The 15,574-nt window shown below is 55.1% G+C and carries 11 protein-coding genes and 1 pseudogene; 3 read left to right on the top strand and 9 right to left on the bottom strand.

The window, feature by feature from the left end; all coding sequences use genetic code 11:
- Positions 1-67 precede the first annotated feature (67 nt).
- Genes betA through betI form a run of 3 tightly spaced genes read right to left on the bottom strand, consistent with a single transcriptional unit; the run spans position 68 to position 3,884 of the window.
- A complete protein-coding gene (gene betA, locus ACMHLI_RS04010; protein ID WP_413528347.1) occupies positions 68-1,753 on the bottom strand; it encodes a choline dehydrogenase in 1,686 nt (561 codons plus the stop codon).
- A gap of 24 nt (positions 1,754-1,777) precedes the next feature.
- Positions 1,778-3,247 (bottom strand): betaine-aldehyde dehydrogenase, encoded by a 1,470-nt coding sequence (gene betB / locus ACMHLI_RS04005; protein ID WP_413528346.1) that lies wholly within the window; start codon positions 3,245-3,247, stop codon positions 1,778-1,780.
- Between the two features lie 43 nt (positions 3,248-3,290).
- Positions 3,291-3,884, bottom strand: a complete 594-nt coding sequence (betI, locus tag ACMHLI_RS04000; RefSeq protein ID WP_413528345.1) for a transcriptional regulator BetI — start codon at positions 3,882-3,884, stop codon at positions 3,291-3,293.
- A 236-nt stretch (positions 3,885-4,120) separates the two neighbouring features.
- Here betI and ACMHLI_RS03995 point away from each other — a divergent pair, with 236 nt between their 5' ends.
- On the top strand, positions 4,121-6,166 hold the full coding sequence (locus tag ACMHLI_RS03995) for a choline transporter (protein ID WP_413528344.1): 2,046 nt from the start codon (positions 4,121-4,123) through the stop codon (positions 6,164-6,166).
- Positions 6,167-6,228: 62 nt separating this feature from the next.
- Here the strand turns inward: ACMHLI_RS03995 and ACMHLI_RS03990 are convergent, their stop codons facing one another.
- Complete coding sequence (locus ACMHLI_RS03990; protein WP_413528343.1) at positions 6,229-7,104, bottom strand: alpha/beta fold hydrolase; 876 nt, start codon at positions 7,102-7,104, stop codon at positions 6,229-6,231.
- A 171-nt stretch (positions 7,105-7,275) separates the two neighbouring features.
- On the opposite strand from ACMHLI_RS03990, the gene leuC reads away from it, so the two are divergent.
- Positions 7,276-8,706, top strand: coding sequence for a 3-isopropylmalate dehydratase large subunit (gene leuC / locus ACMHLI_RS03985; protein ID WP_413528342.1), 1,431 nt, complete (start codon positions 7,276-7,278; stop codon positions 8,704-8,706).
- Positions 8,693-9,301 (top strand): 3-isopropylmalate dehydratase small subunit, encoded by a 609-nt coding sequence (leuD, locus tag ACMHLI_RS03980; RefSeq protein WP_413528341.1) that lies wholly within the window; start codon positions 8,693-8,695, stop codon positions 9,299-9,301. Before leuC ends, leuD begins: the two co-directional genes overlap by 14 nt.
- A 13-nt stretch (positions 9,302-9,314) precedes the next feature.
- Here the strand turns inward: leuD and ACMHLI_RS03975 are convergent.
- The 5 genes and pseudogenes from ACMHLI_RS03975 to ACMHLI_RS03955 form a co-directional block, all read right to left on the bottom strand.
- A pseudogene (locus ACMHLI_RS03975) lies at positions 9,315-10,125 on the bottom strand (LysR substrate-binding domain-containing protein).
- A 2-nt stretch (positions 10,126-10,127) separates the two neighbouring features.
- Positions 10,128-11,240: an endonuclease/exonuclease/phosphatase family protein gene (locus ACMHLI_RS03970; protein ID WP_413528340.1), complete on the bottom strand. Its 1,113-nt coding sequence runs from the start codon at positions 11,238-11,240 to the stop codon at positions 10,128-10,130.
- A gap of 133 nt (positions 11,241-11,373) precedes the next feature.
- Positions 11,374-13,050, bottom strand: a complete 1,677-nt coding sequence (gene eptB, locus ACMHLI_RS03965) for a kdo(2)-lipid A phosphoethanolamine 7''-transferase (protein ID WP_413528339.1) — start codon at positions 13,048-13,050, stop codon at positions 11,374-11,376.
- 233 nt (positions 13,051-13,283) lie between these two features.
- Positions 13,284-14,711, bottom strand: coding sequence for a heavy metal sensor histidine kinase (locus tag ACMHLI_RS03960; RefSeq protein WP_413528338.1), 1,428 nt, complete (start codon positions 14,709-14,711; stop codon positions 13,284-13,286).
- A complete protein-coding gene (locus ACMHLI_RS03955; protein WP_413528337.1) occupies positions 14,704-15,378 on the bottom strand; it encodes a heavy metal response regulator transcription factor in 675 nt (224 codons plus the stop codon). The genes ACMHLI_RS03960 and ACMHLI_RS03955 overlap by 8 nt, the downstream gene beginning before the upstream one ends.
- Positions 15,379-15,574 lie beyond the last annotated feature (196 nt).

Raw genomic sequence — 15,574 nt, 5'->3', positions numbered from 1 at the left:
CTTTGTTGCTGCAAAAAAAAGAGATACCCCGGAGGATATCTCTTTTTATCATGCCTTATGAAAGGCTTCAGGCGGTTTTCTTCATCGGCTCAGTACGCACCGGCAAATCGCCTGCGGTAAAGTATTCCGTCGTGCTGCGCGGTAACGGCTGGCGACCACGGATTTTATCGGCAATTTTTTCAGCGATCATAATCGTCGTAGCGTTCAAATTACCGGTGATGATTTGCGGCATGATGGAAGCATCTACCACACGCAGGGCGTCGATACCATGAACGCGACCCTGGCCGTCGACCACCGCCATGTCGTCAGTGCCCATTTTACAGGTGCACGACGGATGGAACGCGGTTTCCGCATGTTCGCGGATAAACGCATCCAGCTCTTCGTCGGTCTGAACGTTTTCGCCCGGGCTGATTTCGCGCCCGCGGTAAGGGTCCAGTGCCGGCTGTGCCATGATTTCACGGGTGATACGAATTGCATCCCGGAACTCATGCCAGTCCTGCTCGGTCGCCATATAGTTGAACAGAATGCTCGGATGCTGACGCGGATCTTTCGATTTAACCTGCACACGACCACGGCTTGGTGAACGCATCGAACCAACGTGCGCCTGAAAACCGTGCTCTTTCACCGCGTTGCTGCCGTTGTAGTTAATCGCCACCGGCAGGAAGTGATACTGAATATTCGGCCAGGCAAACTCTTCACGGCTGCGGATGAAACCACCCGCTTCGAACTGGTTGCTCGCGCCCACGCCGGTGCCTTTGAACAGCCACTCGGCGCCAATCGCAGGCTGGTTATGCATCTGCAACGCCGGATAAAGCGACACCGGCTGTGTACAGCTGTATTGAAGATACATTTCCAGATGATCCTGCAAGTTCTCACCCACACCCGGCAGATCATGCACCACCGGGATTTCCAGACGTTTCAGCAATTCTGCCGCACCGACGCCGGAACGTTGCAGGATCTGCGGAGAGGCAATGGCTCCGCTGCACAGCAGGACTTCGCGTTTGGCGTTAGCCGTTTTGGCATTGTAGTCGTCGCCTTTGAAATAGCTGACGCCTACGGCGCGTTTGCCTTCAAACAGGATCCGGTCAGTCAGGGCATGCGTGACGATAGTCAGGTTGGCGCGCGGTTTGGCCTGATCCAGATAGCCACGGGCGGTACTGGCGCGACGGCCTTTTGGCGTCACGGTTCTGTCCATCGGCCCAAAACCTTCCTGTTTGTAACCGTTGAGATCGTCAGTCCGCGAATATCCTGCCTGCGCACCCGCTTCAATCATGGCTTCAAACAACGGATTATTGCCGTTTTTGGGTGTTGCGACGCTGACCGGCCCCTCGCCGCCGTGGAAGTCATTCGGGCCGATATCACGGGTTTCCGCTTTACGGAAATACGGCAGACAGTCGAGATAACTCCAGTCTTCCAGACCCGGCGCTGTCGCCCAGTTGTCGAAATCCATCGCGTTACCACGGATATAACACATCCCGTTAATCAGTGACGATCCGCCCAGACCTTTACCGCGTCCACACTCCATGCGGCGGTTATTCATGTGCGGTTCCGGGTCGGTTTCATACGCCCAGTTATAACGACGCCCCTGCAACGGGAACGCCAGCGCCGCAGGCATCTGCGTGCGAAAATCCAGACGATAATCCGGGCCACCGGCTTCGAGTAACAGCACGCTGACACTGCTGTCTTCGGTCAGACGGGTAGCGAGTACGTTGCCGGCAGAACCGGCACCGATGATGATGTAATCGTAATCCATTGAAATCTCCTCTGTTGCGGCGGATTAAAAGACTGAGCTGAATTCGCCCAGTTCGACCTGCACGGATTTGATTTGGGTGTAGTGTTCGAGCGTTGTGACGCCATTTTCGCGCCCCACGCCGGAATGTTTATAACCACCGACCGGCATTTCGGCGGCGGATTCGCCCCAGGTGTTGACCCAGCAAATCCCGGCTTCGAGTTTGTGGATCACGCGGTGCGCACGGTTGAGATCCTGCGTCACCAGACCAGCCGCCAGACCGTATTCGGTGTCGTTGGCGCGGCGGATCACTTCCTCTTCACATTCATACGTCAGGATGCTCATCACCGGCCCGAAGATTTCCTCACGGACGATCAGCATGTCATCGCGGCAGTCGGTAAAGACCGTTGGCGCAACGTACGCGCCTTTGGCGAATTCGCCAGTAGTCACGCGCTCACCGCCGGTCAGCAGGGTTGCGCCCTCGCGCTTGCCGCTTTCGATATAACGCAGTACGGACTCCATGTGCGCGAAGCTCACCAGCGGGCCAAAGTTGACGTTTTCATCCGTCGGATCGCCCATGCGGATACGCTGCACGCGTTCCACCACTTTGGCTTCGAACGCTTTTTGTAATGCTTTCGGGATGAACACGCGGGTACCGTTGGTGCAGACCTGACCGGAGCTGTAGAAGTTGGCCATCATCGCGATATCAGCCGCTTTATCCAGATCGGCATCTTCAAACACGATCAGCGGTGATTTACCGCCCAGTTCCATGGTGACTTCTTTCAGCGTGGAGGCCGATGCGCTGGCCATCACTTTCTTGCCGGTTTTGATGCCGCCGGTGAAAGAAACTTTGGCGATATCCGGGTGATCGGTTAACGCCTGTCCGACACTTGCCGCACCGGTGACGACGTTGAACACGCCGTCCGGCACACCGGCTTCGGTGTAGATTTCGGCGAGTTTTAGCGCAGTCAGCGAGGTGTTTTCGCTCGGTTTGAAGACCATGGCGTTACCGGCGGCCAGCGCCGGGGCAGATTTCCACAGGGCAATCTGAATCGGGTAGTTCCACGCACCGATACCGGCTACCACGCCCAGTGGCTCACGGCGGGTGTAGACAAAAGAGGAATCGCGCAACGGGATTTGCTGGCCTTCAATCGCCGGGATCAACCCTGCGTAGTACTCCAGCACGTCAGCGCCGGTGACGATATCCACCGCCAGCGTTTCGGAAAGCGCTTTGCCGGTATCGGCCGTTTCGATCGCGGCCAGTTCATCGTTGCGTTCACGCAGAATGTCCACCGCGCGGCGCAGAATACGTGAGCGGCTCATGGCGGTCATGGCCGCCCAGACTTTCTGGCCTTTTTGCGCCGCCTTCACCGCCAGACTGACATCCGCCTGCGTGGCGGCGGACAGCTGTGCAATCACTTCGCCATTGGCCGGGTTAATCGCGTCAAAGGTGTCATCCCCGGTGCTGTCCTGAAAACGTCCGTTGATATAAAGTTTTTGTTTGCCGTAGCGGGACATAATTCTCTCCTCGGTCTGTGCGGTCTGAAGGTTTTCTGCGCTATTACTGCTGAACCTGAATGAGTTGTGCTTCGATATGGCGGCGGGTGATTTTCATCGCCTCAGCGCGGTTAAATTCTTTACCGCTGAGCGCCCCGCGCAGCCACAGGCCGTCAATCAGGGCAGCGGTACTTTGCGCCGCCAGACGGGCCTCAGCCTTAGGCAGAAAACGTCTGAATTCAGAACATAAATTTGAATAGAGCCGGCGACTGTTGACCTGTTGCAGACGATACAGCTGCGGGTGATGCATACTGCTGGCCCAGAAGGCCAGCCAGGTTTTCATCGCCGCGCTGTTGGTCTGACTGTCGTCAAAATTGGCTTCTGCAATCGCATGCAGCCGCGCCGTCGGTGCGATATCCGTCAGCTGCGATAACCGCAGCTGCACCCCTTCTCCCAAATGACTGAGCAAGTAACGCATGGTCGCTTCCAGCAGCCCATTCTTGTCACGAAAGTAGTGACTGATGATGCCGTTGGAAACGCCGGCACGGCGTGCGATCTGCGAAATCGACGCATCATGCATCCCGACTTCGTTCACCGCGGCCAGTGTTGCCTCAATCAATTGCTGCCGTCTGATGGGCTGCATTCCTACTTTGGGCATGGGTCCGACTCCTGAAAATGAGCGGGCTGAAACGTACGAAAAAAACCACTTTTTTACGCTTTCGTTCAACCTTGTTAACGCTCTGACGTCACCTATTTAACTTTTTTTTGATTGAACGTTCAATTAAAAATGCATATATTTTATTACCAATACGTTAGTAATTTGTATGAATTTTGAGATGAATTAGAACCCATTTTATTGAAAATTAGAGAGTAATTAACAAATCAGGGGAAAAGATGGCGACTGCCGATACGACAGAAAAACATTCTGAGAAACCTCGCGATCAGCTTAACAAGGTGGTTTTCTTCACCTCAGCAGGTCTGATTTTAGCCTTCACATTGATGACCATTTTCTTCACCGAGTTATCGGGAAAATGGATAAGCCTCACTCTTAACTGGGTGTCCGCCACCTTCGGCTGGTATTACATGCTGGCGGCGACGCTGTACATCGTGTTTGTAGTGTTCATTGCCTGCTCGCGCTTCGGCTCGATCAAACTCGGTCCTGAACAATCCAAACCCGAATTCAGCATGATGAGCTGGGCAGCGATGTTGTTTGCCGCCGGGATCGGCATCGATCTGATGTTCTTCTCGGTCGCCGAACCGGTCACGCAGTATATGTTGCCGCCGGAAGGCAACGGCCAGACGCTGGAAGCGGCGCGACAGGCGATGACCTGGACGCTGTTCCACTACGGCCTGACCGGCTGGGCGATGTACGCGCTGATGGGAATTGCGCTCGGCTATTTCAGCTACCGCTATAACCTGCCGCTGACTATCCGCTCGGCGCTGTACCCGATTTTCGGCAAACGCATCAACGGGCCGATTGGACACAGCGTGGATATTGCGGCGGTGGTCGGTACGATTTTTGGGATCGCGACCACGCTGGGTATCGGCGTAGTGCAGCTGAATTACGGGCTGAAAGTGCTGTTCCACATTCCGGAGAACCTGACGGTTCAGGCGGCGCTGATCCTGCTGTCGGTCGTGATGGCGACGGTCTCGGTGACCTCTGGCGTGAATAAAGGTATTCGTATTTTGTCGGAACTGAACGTACTGCTGGCGCTGGGGCTGATCCTGTTCCTGCTGTTCTTCGGCAATACCGAGTTCCTGCTCAATGCGCTGGTACTGAACATCGGTGATTACATCAACCGGTTTATGGGAATGACGCTCAACACCTTTGCGTTTGACCGCCCGACCGAGTGGATGAACAGCTGGACCCTGTTCTTCTGGGCATGGTGGGTCGCATGGTCGCCGTTTGTCGGCCTGTTCCTGGCACGTATTTCCCGTGGCCGTACCATCCGCCAGTTCGTGCTGGGTACACTCATCATTCCGTTCGTCTTCACCCTGCTGTGGCTGTCGATTTTCGGAAACAGCGCGCTGTATCAGATACTTCACGGGAATCTGGATTTCGCTAACGAAGTGATTGCGCACCCTGAGCGCGGTGTGTACAGCCTGCTGGCGCAGTATCCGGGCTTTACGCTGAGTGCTTCAGTGGCGACTATTACCGGTTTGCTGTTTTACGTCACCTCGGCAGATTCCGGTTCGCTGGTACTGGGTAACTTCACCTCGAAGCTGGCGGACATCAATAACGATGCACCAAACTGGCTGCGGATCTTCTGGTCAGTCACCATCGGTGTGCTGACGCTGGGGATGTTGATGACCGATGGGGTATCGGCGCTGCAAAACACTACGGTGATCATGGGTCTGCCGTTCAGCTTTGTGATTTTCTTCATCATGGCCGGATTGTATAAATCGCTGCGGCTGGAAGATTATCGCCGCGCCAGCAATCAGCAATCGCTGGCACCGCTGCCGGCGACCAGCGATGCGGCGCTGAACTGGAAGCAGCGCCTGACGCGGGTGATGAATTATCCGGGCACCACACATACGCAAAAAATGATGGATACCGTCTGCCGCCCTGCGATGCAGGAAGTGGCGCAGGAACTGGTGCTGCGCGGTGCGAAAGTGACGTTTACCGAGCACGAGCCGGAAGAAGACGAGAAGATTAATCATCTGGAGTTGCAGGTGGCGCTCGGCGAAGAGCAGAACTTTATCTATCAGATCTGGCCGGTGCGTTACGCCGTCCCTGCGTTTACCTATCGCGCCCGGGCGGGTAAATCCAACTACTATCGTCTGGAGACGTTCCTGCTGGAAGGGACGCAGGGTAATGACCTGATGGACTTCACCAAACATCAGGTGATCAACGACATTCTGGATCAGTACGAACGTCACCTGAACTTCCTGCATATCAACCGCGAAGCACCAGGGAACACGCTGACGTTCCCGGAGTAAGTTTGATAAGTTAGGTAAAATACAAAACCCGCGAAATGCGGGTTTTTGTATTTTTATACAGACTATCTCAAAAATGCCAGCACCTTCTCCAGCAACAACTCCGGTTGTTCTTCGGCAATGTAATGCCCGCATGGGAGCGATTCGCCCTGCACGTTTTCGGCCACGTTTCGCCATTCCTCCAGCGGCTTGAAACACTGACCGACGGTGCCCTTTTCGCCCCACAGCACCAGCAGCGGGCAACTGATTTTGCGGCCCGCATTCAGGTCTTTCTCGTCATGTTGCAGGTCGATACTTGCCGATGCGCGGTAGTCCTCGCAAATTCCGCGCGCCGTTCCATCAAGTTGCAGACAACGCAGATAATCTGCGTAAGCTTCTTCGGTGAAAGGCTGCATCCCGGCGCTGCGGCTGCCCATCACGCTGCGCAGATACTGCGCCGGATCGGCGGTGATCAACATTTCAGGCAAGGGTGCCGGGCGGATCAGAAAGAACCAGTGCCAGTAGGCGCGGGCGAACGTTTCATTGGTTTGCCGGTACATAGAAAGCGTCGGGGCGATATCCATCAACACCAGTTGTTTCACCGCCTGCGGATGATCCAACGCCAGACGATGCGCCACGCGGGCACCGCGGTCATGGGCGATAACGCTGAAGTGACTGAAACCCAGCGCGGCCATGAGTTCCAGCTGGTCCTGCGCCATTTCACGCTTGCTGTAACGAAGATGATCTGCGTCTGGTTCAGGCTTACCGCTGTCGCCGTAGCCGCGTAAATCGGCCAGTACGACGGTGAATCTCGGGGTGAGGTAAGGCGCGACCCGATGCCAGATCGCCTGCGTTTGCGGATGACCATGCAACAGCAGCAGAGGCTCGCCCTGTCCGGCGATGCGATAAGCAATTTCGGTGCCGCTGACCTTCATCCGGCCTTGGGTAAAATGTTCAAACATGGGTTTTCTCCTTTTTCATCCATCTTAGTGGATGACGGTGCGGCAACAAGGCCGCAAATGAAGATCGCCGGTTCACGATCCGTGTTTTGAGTCACCACACTCAGGCCATTGCCTGATAACCACTAAGTTTGCGACGCTGGCATTATCCATTCGATTCATCAGGGCAATGAAATGACGCCAAAAACGCTGTATGAAAAACACATCGACAGCCATACCGTCCGCACGCTGGATGACAAAGGCCACGTGCTGCTTTACATCGACCGGCAGGTGATTAACGAGTACACCAGCCCGCAGGCATTCAGCGGACTGCGCGATGCAGGTCGTCGCGTGTGGCGGCCGGAAACGTCGCTGGCGGTGGTGGATCACGTGAACCCTACAGCGCCGCTGCGCACGCGTCAGATGCCCGACGCCGGTGGCGCGCGTCAGGTTTCCTATCTGGCCGAAAACTGCGCAGAGTTTGGCATTGAGCTGTTCGATATTTTGGATAAGCGTCAGGGAATTGAACACGTCGTCGCGCCTGAGCAGGGTTTTATTCTGCCAGGCATGGTGATCGCCGCCGGTGACAGCCATACCACGACTTACGGTGCTTTAGGCGCGTTCGGATTTGGCATCGGCACATCCGAAATTGAACATCTGCTGGCGACCCAGACGCTGGTGTATAAACGTCTGAAAACAATGCGGGTGACGGTGAAGGGCAAGCTTAATCAGGGCATTACCGCAAAAGACGTGGTGATGGCTATGGTGGCGAAAATCGGTGCGGCAGGTGCGACCGGTTACGCCATCGAATTCTGCGGTCCGGGCATCGATACGCTCAGCGTCGAAGGCCGCATGACCATCTGCAACATGGCGGTAGAAGCCGGGGCGCGCGGCGCCTTTATGGCTCCTGATGACAAAGTGTTTGCTTACCTGAAAGACAAACCCCGCGCCCCGAAAGGCCAACAGTGGCAGGAAGCGACAGATGTATGGCGTCAGTTGCACAGCGACGCAGATGCGGTGTTTGACAGCGAGGTCAGCCTCGAAGCACAGGACATTGCGCCGATGGTCAGCTGGGGCACCAGCCCGGATCAGGCGCTGGCGATAAGTGGTCAGGTTCCCGACCCGCAAAGCGAGCCCGACGCCTCTCGACGCAAAGATTTGCAGCGCGCGCTCAATTATATGGGCCTGCGCGCCGGTCAGGCGCTTAACAGCATCAAAATCAGTCATGCATTTATCGGCTCCTGCACAAATGCACGCATCGAAGATTTACGCGCTGCCGCTGTGGTGGTGCGCGGTAAAAAAGTCGCACCTGCCGTTCGGGCGATGATCGTTCCGGGCTCAAGTCAGGTTCGCGCACAGGCGGAAGAGGAAGGTCTGGCAGACGTGTTCATTGAAGCCGGTTTTGAGTGGCGGCAATCGGGCTGCTCGATGTGTCTGGCAATGAATGATGACGTACTCTCGCCCGGCGATCGCTGCGCATCCAGCACCAACCGTAATTTTGAAGGGCGTCAGGGCGCGGGCGCACGCACCCATCTGATGAGCCCGGCAATGGTGGCAGCCGCCGCCATTTGTGGCCACCTGACTGATGTGCGTGACGTAAAAGGAGAAGATTATGCAGGCGTTTAACGTACTGAGCGGTGTGGCTGCGCCCTTCCCTGCGGCCAACGTTGATACCGATGTGATCATGCCAAAACAGTTTCTGAAAGGCATTGACCGCAACGGGCTGGATCGCGGCGTATTTTTCGATCTGCGCTTTCTGGCCGATGGCTCGCCGGATCCGGCTTTTATCCTCAATCAGACTGACTGGCAGCAGGCGAAATTCTTGCTGGTCGGGCCGAACTTTGGCTGCGGTTCCAGCCGCGAACACGCAGTATGGGGGCTGAAGCAACTGGGCATTCGGGCGCTGATTGGCACCACCTTTGCCGGGATTTTCTTCGATAACTGCCAGCGCAACGGCGTGCTGACGGTGCAACTGAGCCCGGAGCAGTGGTCGCAGATTGCAAAAGAGGTGGCTCAGGCGGACAAAAACGACATTACCGTCGATTTACTGGCGCAGACCATCAGCCTGCATGATGGTAAAGAAATCGCGTTTAACATTGATGAGCTGAGTAAAACTTCGCTGCTTAACGGTCTGGATGCGGTGGGAAACACGTTGCGTTACAGCGAGGAAATTCGTGAGTTTCAGCGGTCACACCTGCAACGTAACCCGTGGCTGGCGTGAGATGAAATGTGTTTCAGCCGAGTAAATGGCTGAAACGCTGATGCAGGAATTCGACGCAGACCCGCAGTTTTGCCGATTCCGCCAGCCGTGTGGGGTACACCGCCCAGACGCTGGCGGGCTGGGAAAACTGCGGCAATATCTGCACCAGTTCGCCCTTTTCAATGTAAGGCCGGACATCCCACTCTGAGCGTAAAATGATGCCCTGATGCTCCAGCGCCCACTGCAACACCACTTCGCCGCTGTTGGACGAAAGCGCCCCTTTCACTCTGACGCGCTGCTCCTCATTGCCTTCGGTCAGTAACCAGATACCAAAGGGATTATCCCGTTCTTTGAGCACCAGACATTGATACTGCGCCAGCGCAGTCAGCGATTCGGGCTCGCCGTGCGCGGCCAGATAGGCCAGTGATGCACACAAGACGCGTTGATGTTGCGCCAGTTTTTTACCGATGTGCTGTTCGGGAATGTCATCACCCACCAAAATTTCCAAATCGATGCCTTCCGCGACCAGATCCACCACCCGGTCAAACAAATCCAGACGCAGATTAAGTTGCGGATAACGCCGTGCCAGCTCCGCTACAGCTGGTGCGACATGGCAGCGCCCAGCGGCGGGCGCGTTCGCCTTCTTCAGTCAGACGTACACCACGGGTGGAACGGTGCAGCAGCCTGGCGTTCAGCGTTTCTTCGAGGATCTGAATCCGCTTGCTGACATAAGCCGGAGACTGCCCAAGCTCCGTTGCCGCCGCGGCAAAACTTTGCTTATTCACCACCGCCAGAAAGACCCGTAAATCCTCCGCCAGCGGTAGCCGATCCCGTTCACTGTTCATGGTCAGAATCCGAAAGCATTTTCGTTAAATCTTTCCGCCCGGTGAACATCGGTGCTTTTTACGCCCGCAATATCCATTTTCTCCTGCGCTTCCTCGATGTCCTCTTCATCAATTTCCAGCGACTCCTGATCGTGGCCTTCCTGAGGTGTCAGCGCCAGTTCGACCATAATCGGGAAGTGATCCGAGCCCATAAATTCCAGACGGTGCAGGTCAATGAGAGTGAAATGTTTGCTGTGGAAAACGTGATCCAGCGGCCAGCGCAGGAACGGATAGCTGGCGTGGAAAGTGTTGTACATGCCACGGCCGCGACGTGGATCGAGCAGGCCACTCACTTTCATAAACAGACGCGTGGTGCGCGACCATGCAACGTCGTTCAGATCGCCTGTCACAATCGTCGGATAAGTGGCTTTCGCGGCGGTATGCCCGACGGCGATCAGTTCGCCGTCGCGGTCGGTGGATTCATCCGCTTCCGTCGGGCTGGGTGGCATCGGGTGCAGACAGTGCATTACCACCTGTTCACCGGACGCCAGTTCGGCGCGAAAATGCATTGAGGGAATATCCTCCGCTACCAGAAACTGGATCTGCGCATCGTGCAGCGGCAGACGCGAGTAGACGTGCATACCGTAGAGATTATCCAGCGGGCAGCGCAGGCTGTGCGGGTAATCCGGCTCAAGCGGTGCCATCTGATCTTCCCACCACTGATCGGTTTCCAGCAGCACGACGATATCGGGCTTATTTTTCTGGATCAGGCTGAGTAATTTATCTGCCTTACGGTTGGTGGTCAGGACGTTGCTGTTGATGATTTTGATACGGGAATGTCCGTTCGGCGGTGTCTTTTTGACCTGAAACGGATACAAGCGCGTATACGGCAAAATCCACCAGCTCTGATAGAGCATGCAGGCCACCGTCAGCACGACGGTGACGGTCGCAACCGGACCGCCAAACGGCAGAATAAACAGTTCGGTCAGCAGGAAAAGTAAACATAAAGACGCCATTTGCAGACGGGGGAAATCCCACACCCGCACCCACCAGCGTTGATTTTTGGAAAGAGGCAGCAGCGTCAAAAAGGTCATGATGACCGTCAGTACGCAGACTGTAATGCGAAATGCTTCCATGGGTAATCGGCCCTGATAAAAGAATCATCAATTTTAGTTGTTGGCAGATTGTGACTTAAAAGATAGGGAACAACCAGAAGGATATCGCCACCTTTTCCTGAGATTAGAAAGAGGTGGCGAGGTGACACGGTCTTTATTTCGCCGGTGCAGCCTGATCGGATACATGACACCAGTTATGCTGCTGGACAATGCCGCCGTCCGGCGACGTATAGCCTATGCAGCCGAGGATGGTGTCGTACAGTTTTTCATGGAAAGCGGGTTTCTTCTCAGCGGCCATTTTTTGCAGCTGTTCGAAACTGGCTTTGTTCTGGTCGTTGGCGAGGAATTTATCCGATGCCCAGACCATGATCGGCACTGTACGCTGCTCTATCGGAGCGTGATCGCGCGGCGTACCGTGAAAATGCATGCTTTTCGAAATCGATTCACCGTGATCGGAGGCGTAGAACACGATGGCATTCTTGTCACGCAGCTGGTCAAAGACCTGCGACAGGAAGTAATCGGTGTAAAGCAGCGAGTTATCGTACGCGTTGATCATTTCCTGAGTGGAGCAGGAATCGTCAATGCCCATACATTCCGGCTGGTATTTAGCGAATGAACGCGGATAGCGGTCGGAGTAAAGATAATGTGAGCCTTTGGTGTGCAGGATGATCAGATGCTTACCCTTCGGATGGTTGGCCATCGAATCTTTCATCTCATCCACCAGCAGCATGTCATCCACCGGTTTACCGGCGTTACGCTTCTCGGACGCAATATTTTCACGTAAGGAGTAATCATCCGCTCGGGTTTTGTTATAGAACCAGGCTTCGCTCTGCATGGAATACAGCTCCGAGCTCCAGCCTTTGCTTTTGAGCACCGAGAACACATTGGCTTCTTTCAGCGTACGCTGTGGCGCTTCGGATGCCCCGCCTTCACGCACAAACATGCAGCGCAGTGAAAGTTTGGTGGCGGTATCGCAGGAATACCCCTCAAGCGCGACGAGATTTTTCTCTTTATCGAGATGCGGCGTGTTGTCGCGATCGTAGCCGTACAGCCCCATGTGGTCGCGACGTGCACTTTCGCCAATCACAAAGACCACGTACATATCTTTGGCATCTGCCGGTTCGGTATAGGTGAAATGTTTGGCCGGATCGAACAAGTTTTTAGTGTCTTCGGCCTGACTGTAGCTGCTGTAAACGTACAGTCCGAGCGCGGAGAGCCAGTTAGACGGAGAGTAAGTGCCGGCCACTACGCCGCCGTAGCTGGCCATCATGCGATTATTCACCACGTCATGGCGGTCCTGCACTTTGCCCATCATCTGCAACGGCAAATAGCACAACAGACCGGAGACGATCAGCAGAACGATTTTCACCGCCAGCGTTTTCGGGGTGGTTTGTCTGAGAGCCGCACCGGGCATGTTGCACAGCCATAGCAACAGAACGGGGATCAGGCTGACCAGAAGCGTCCAGACGATGAAATGGGTACCGATGGATTCTTTCGATAAATCGATGGAGTCGGAGGCCAGCGCTGCCGCCAAAATACCGTAACCGATATCGACGTTGAACAGAATCATGTAGTAGCTGGCCGCGGCGGAGGAAATCACCACCACGCTCATCAGTACGCGGAACACCGTTTTCCCACTTAACGACAGCAGCACACAGAGGAAATACACCAGTGCAAAGGCCGCCAGCATTTCAACGGCAATCGACAACGCGTTGTCATAGTGCAACTGAGAGTAACGTCGGAAGAAAATTGGAAGGTTAAGCAGGATCCCAAGATAAAGCGCAATGAACAGAAAAATGCTCTGTTGCGAAAGTAATCGTAATTTTTGCATTGGTAATAAATGGCTCTTTGGTGAGTCTGTTTACGTCGTAATGACCGCTCGTGCCGGAGGATTGAACCCACTCCTTAGGATTATTCAGACTCCGGGCCGCGTATTTTCGTTCAAACTGATTGGTATCTTCCAATGTGATAATGTAACAGAATTAACGAAACCTTTATCTTTCAATGATATAAACCAGATGATTTTCTTACGCGCCCTGCCAGTTTCTTACATTTATAGAGAAACTATTGAGAAAGCTTGTGAACTTCACGTGGGAAAGTCAGCGTAAACCGTGTTTCGCCCTCCGCCGAACTCACCACCCGAACGCTCCCCTGATGCAGCGCCATAATGGCTTGTACGATGGACAACCCCAGGCCGCTGGAGCTGCCACCTTCGCTGCGTGAAGCATCGGCGCGATAGAAGCGATCGAACAGTTTGCCGAGCTTTTCTGACGGGATCGGATCGCCCTGACTTATCACATGGATATCCATTCCATTGGCGTACGGTTCGGCACGAACAACAATGGGTGTACCCTGGTGCGCATACCGCACGGCGTTGGCGACCAGATTGCTCAGCGCACGCTGGAACAAAATGGCGTCGGCGTACAAAACCCCCTCCCCCGCGCTGTGCAGCGTCATTTCGCGCTCTTCCGCCAGACCTTCAAAGTATTCCTGAATCCGCGTCATTTCCGCTGAAACATCAATACTGGTGATAGTCAGAACCGAACGCGCATCGGTTGCCCGCGCCAGGAACAGAATATTTTCGACCATGCGCGAAATACGCTCCAGCTCCTCCATATTATTGGCCAGCAGCGTTTCGTATTCCTCGGTGCTGCGCGGCTGATAGAGCGCCACCTGACAATGTCCCATCAGTGCGCCCACCGGCGTGCGGATCTCATGCGCCAGATCGGCGGAGAATTGCGTCAGACGCTGATATCCTTCTGCCAGCCGTTCGAGCATGTCGTTAAATGAATAGATTAGCTGCTGCAATTCCTTCGGTGCATTGTCACTGCTAAGACGCGTGGACAGACTGGCGGGATGGATTTTCGTCGCCTCCAGCGCCATGTGCCGCAGCGGCCGCAATCCGCGGCGGATCACCACATAACCGAGCGCGGCAATCAGCAGATAAGCAAACAACACTGCGCCGGTGATTTCCCAGCGGAACGTCTGCAACATCCGCGCTTCGCCGGTCATGAAGTGCGCGGCGGTAATCTCCACCGTACGGCCATCCTGAATTTTGACGGCTGCGCGGGCAAAGCGAACCGGCGTGTCGTCGGGGGCGGAAAGCGTGTGAACGGTGCTCAGCGTTAACGGCTGGCCGTCCGGTACCGGCGCGACCGGTGGCAACACAAGGCGCGACGGATTGACATTGATAATCGGCGGTTCATCGCTCAGACGGAAAGTCAGGATATCCCGCTCATTACCGAGCATGTTTTCGAACAGACCGGGATTATGGCTGAGCTGAGAAAGTGGAAACTCACTGGCCAGCAGATGACGGAAATACTGAACGCGCCCGCTCACCTGATAATCGGCGCGGCGAACCAGTTCATTTTCCAGCGAGTAATAGAGATAAACGCCCACGGCGCTCACCACCAGAGACGCCAGCAGCGCAAACAGCAGCGTGGCGCGCAGCGTCAGAGACATCGCGCGTTGCGGTTTTTTCTGCTCAGTCATGACGCACTTCGCAGACGTAGCCTATCCCACGCACGGTGTGAATCAGTTTAACGTCAAAGGCGCGGTCGATTTTCGCGCGCAGGCGTTTGATTGCCACGTCCACCACGTTGGTATCGCTGTCAAAATTCATGTCCCACACCTGTGAGGCAATCATGGTGCGCGAAAGCACTTCGCCCTCGCGGCGCATCAGCAAATGCAACAGCATAAATTCCTTATTCGTCAGCGCAATGGTCTGATCCTGACGCGTTACGCGTCGACGCAGCAGGTCGAGACTGAGATCGGCAACACTATAGATATCCGGCTCACGGGCGGCGGGACGACGCAGCAACGTGCGAATACGCAACACCAGTTCGGTGAAGGAGAAAGGTTTGATGAGGTAATCGTCCGCGCCCAGCTCCAGGCCGTGAATGCGGTCCTGTACTTCGTCGCGCGCGGTCAGAAACAGCACCGGCACATCGCTTTTCTTGCGCAGCACTTCCATCACCTGCCAGCCGTCGAGCCCCGGCAGCATCACGTCGAGGATCACCGCGTCATAACCGTCCTCGAGCGCCAGAAACAGCCCGTCGGCGCCGTTGCGCGCCAGATCTACGCTGTAACCCGCTTCGGTCAGCCCTTTCTTCAGGTAATCGCCTGTGCTGACATCATCTTCTATTACCAGTATCCGCATTCAGGCCCTCATTGCCGCACGACCATTCCCCCAGAGAATGATTCCAGAGAAGTTTATCAGTTTCGTCAGACACCTTTGATGACAATTTTGTCATCAACTTGTCATCTGCCAATCCCGGTTTATCGTCCACTCTTAATGAAGTCATTCATCACTGGCACCCTCAGTGATTCCTCTACCCGAATGAAAATATGTAAGA

This window comes from Rahnella inusitata, from assembly GCF_965118895.1.
Lineage (GTDB): Bacteria > Pseudomonadota > Gammaproteobacteria > Enterobacterales > Enterobacteriaceae > Rahnella > Rahnella inusitata_A.
Note: the sequence above shows the minus strand (reverse complement) of the source record. Positions and strands in the feature narration are given on the sequence as shown.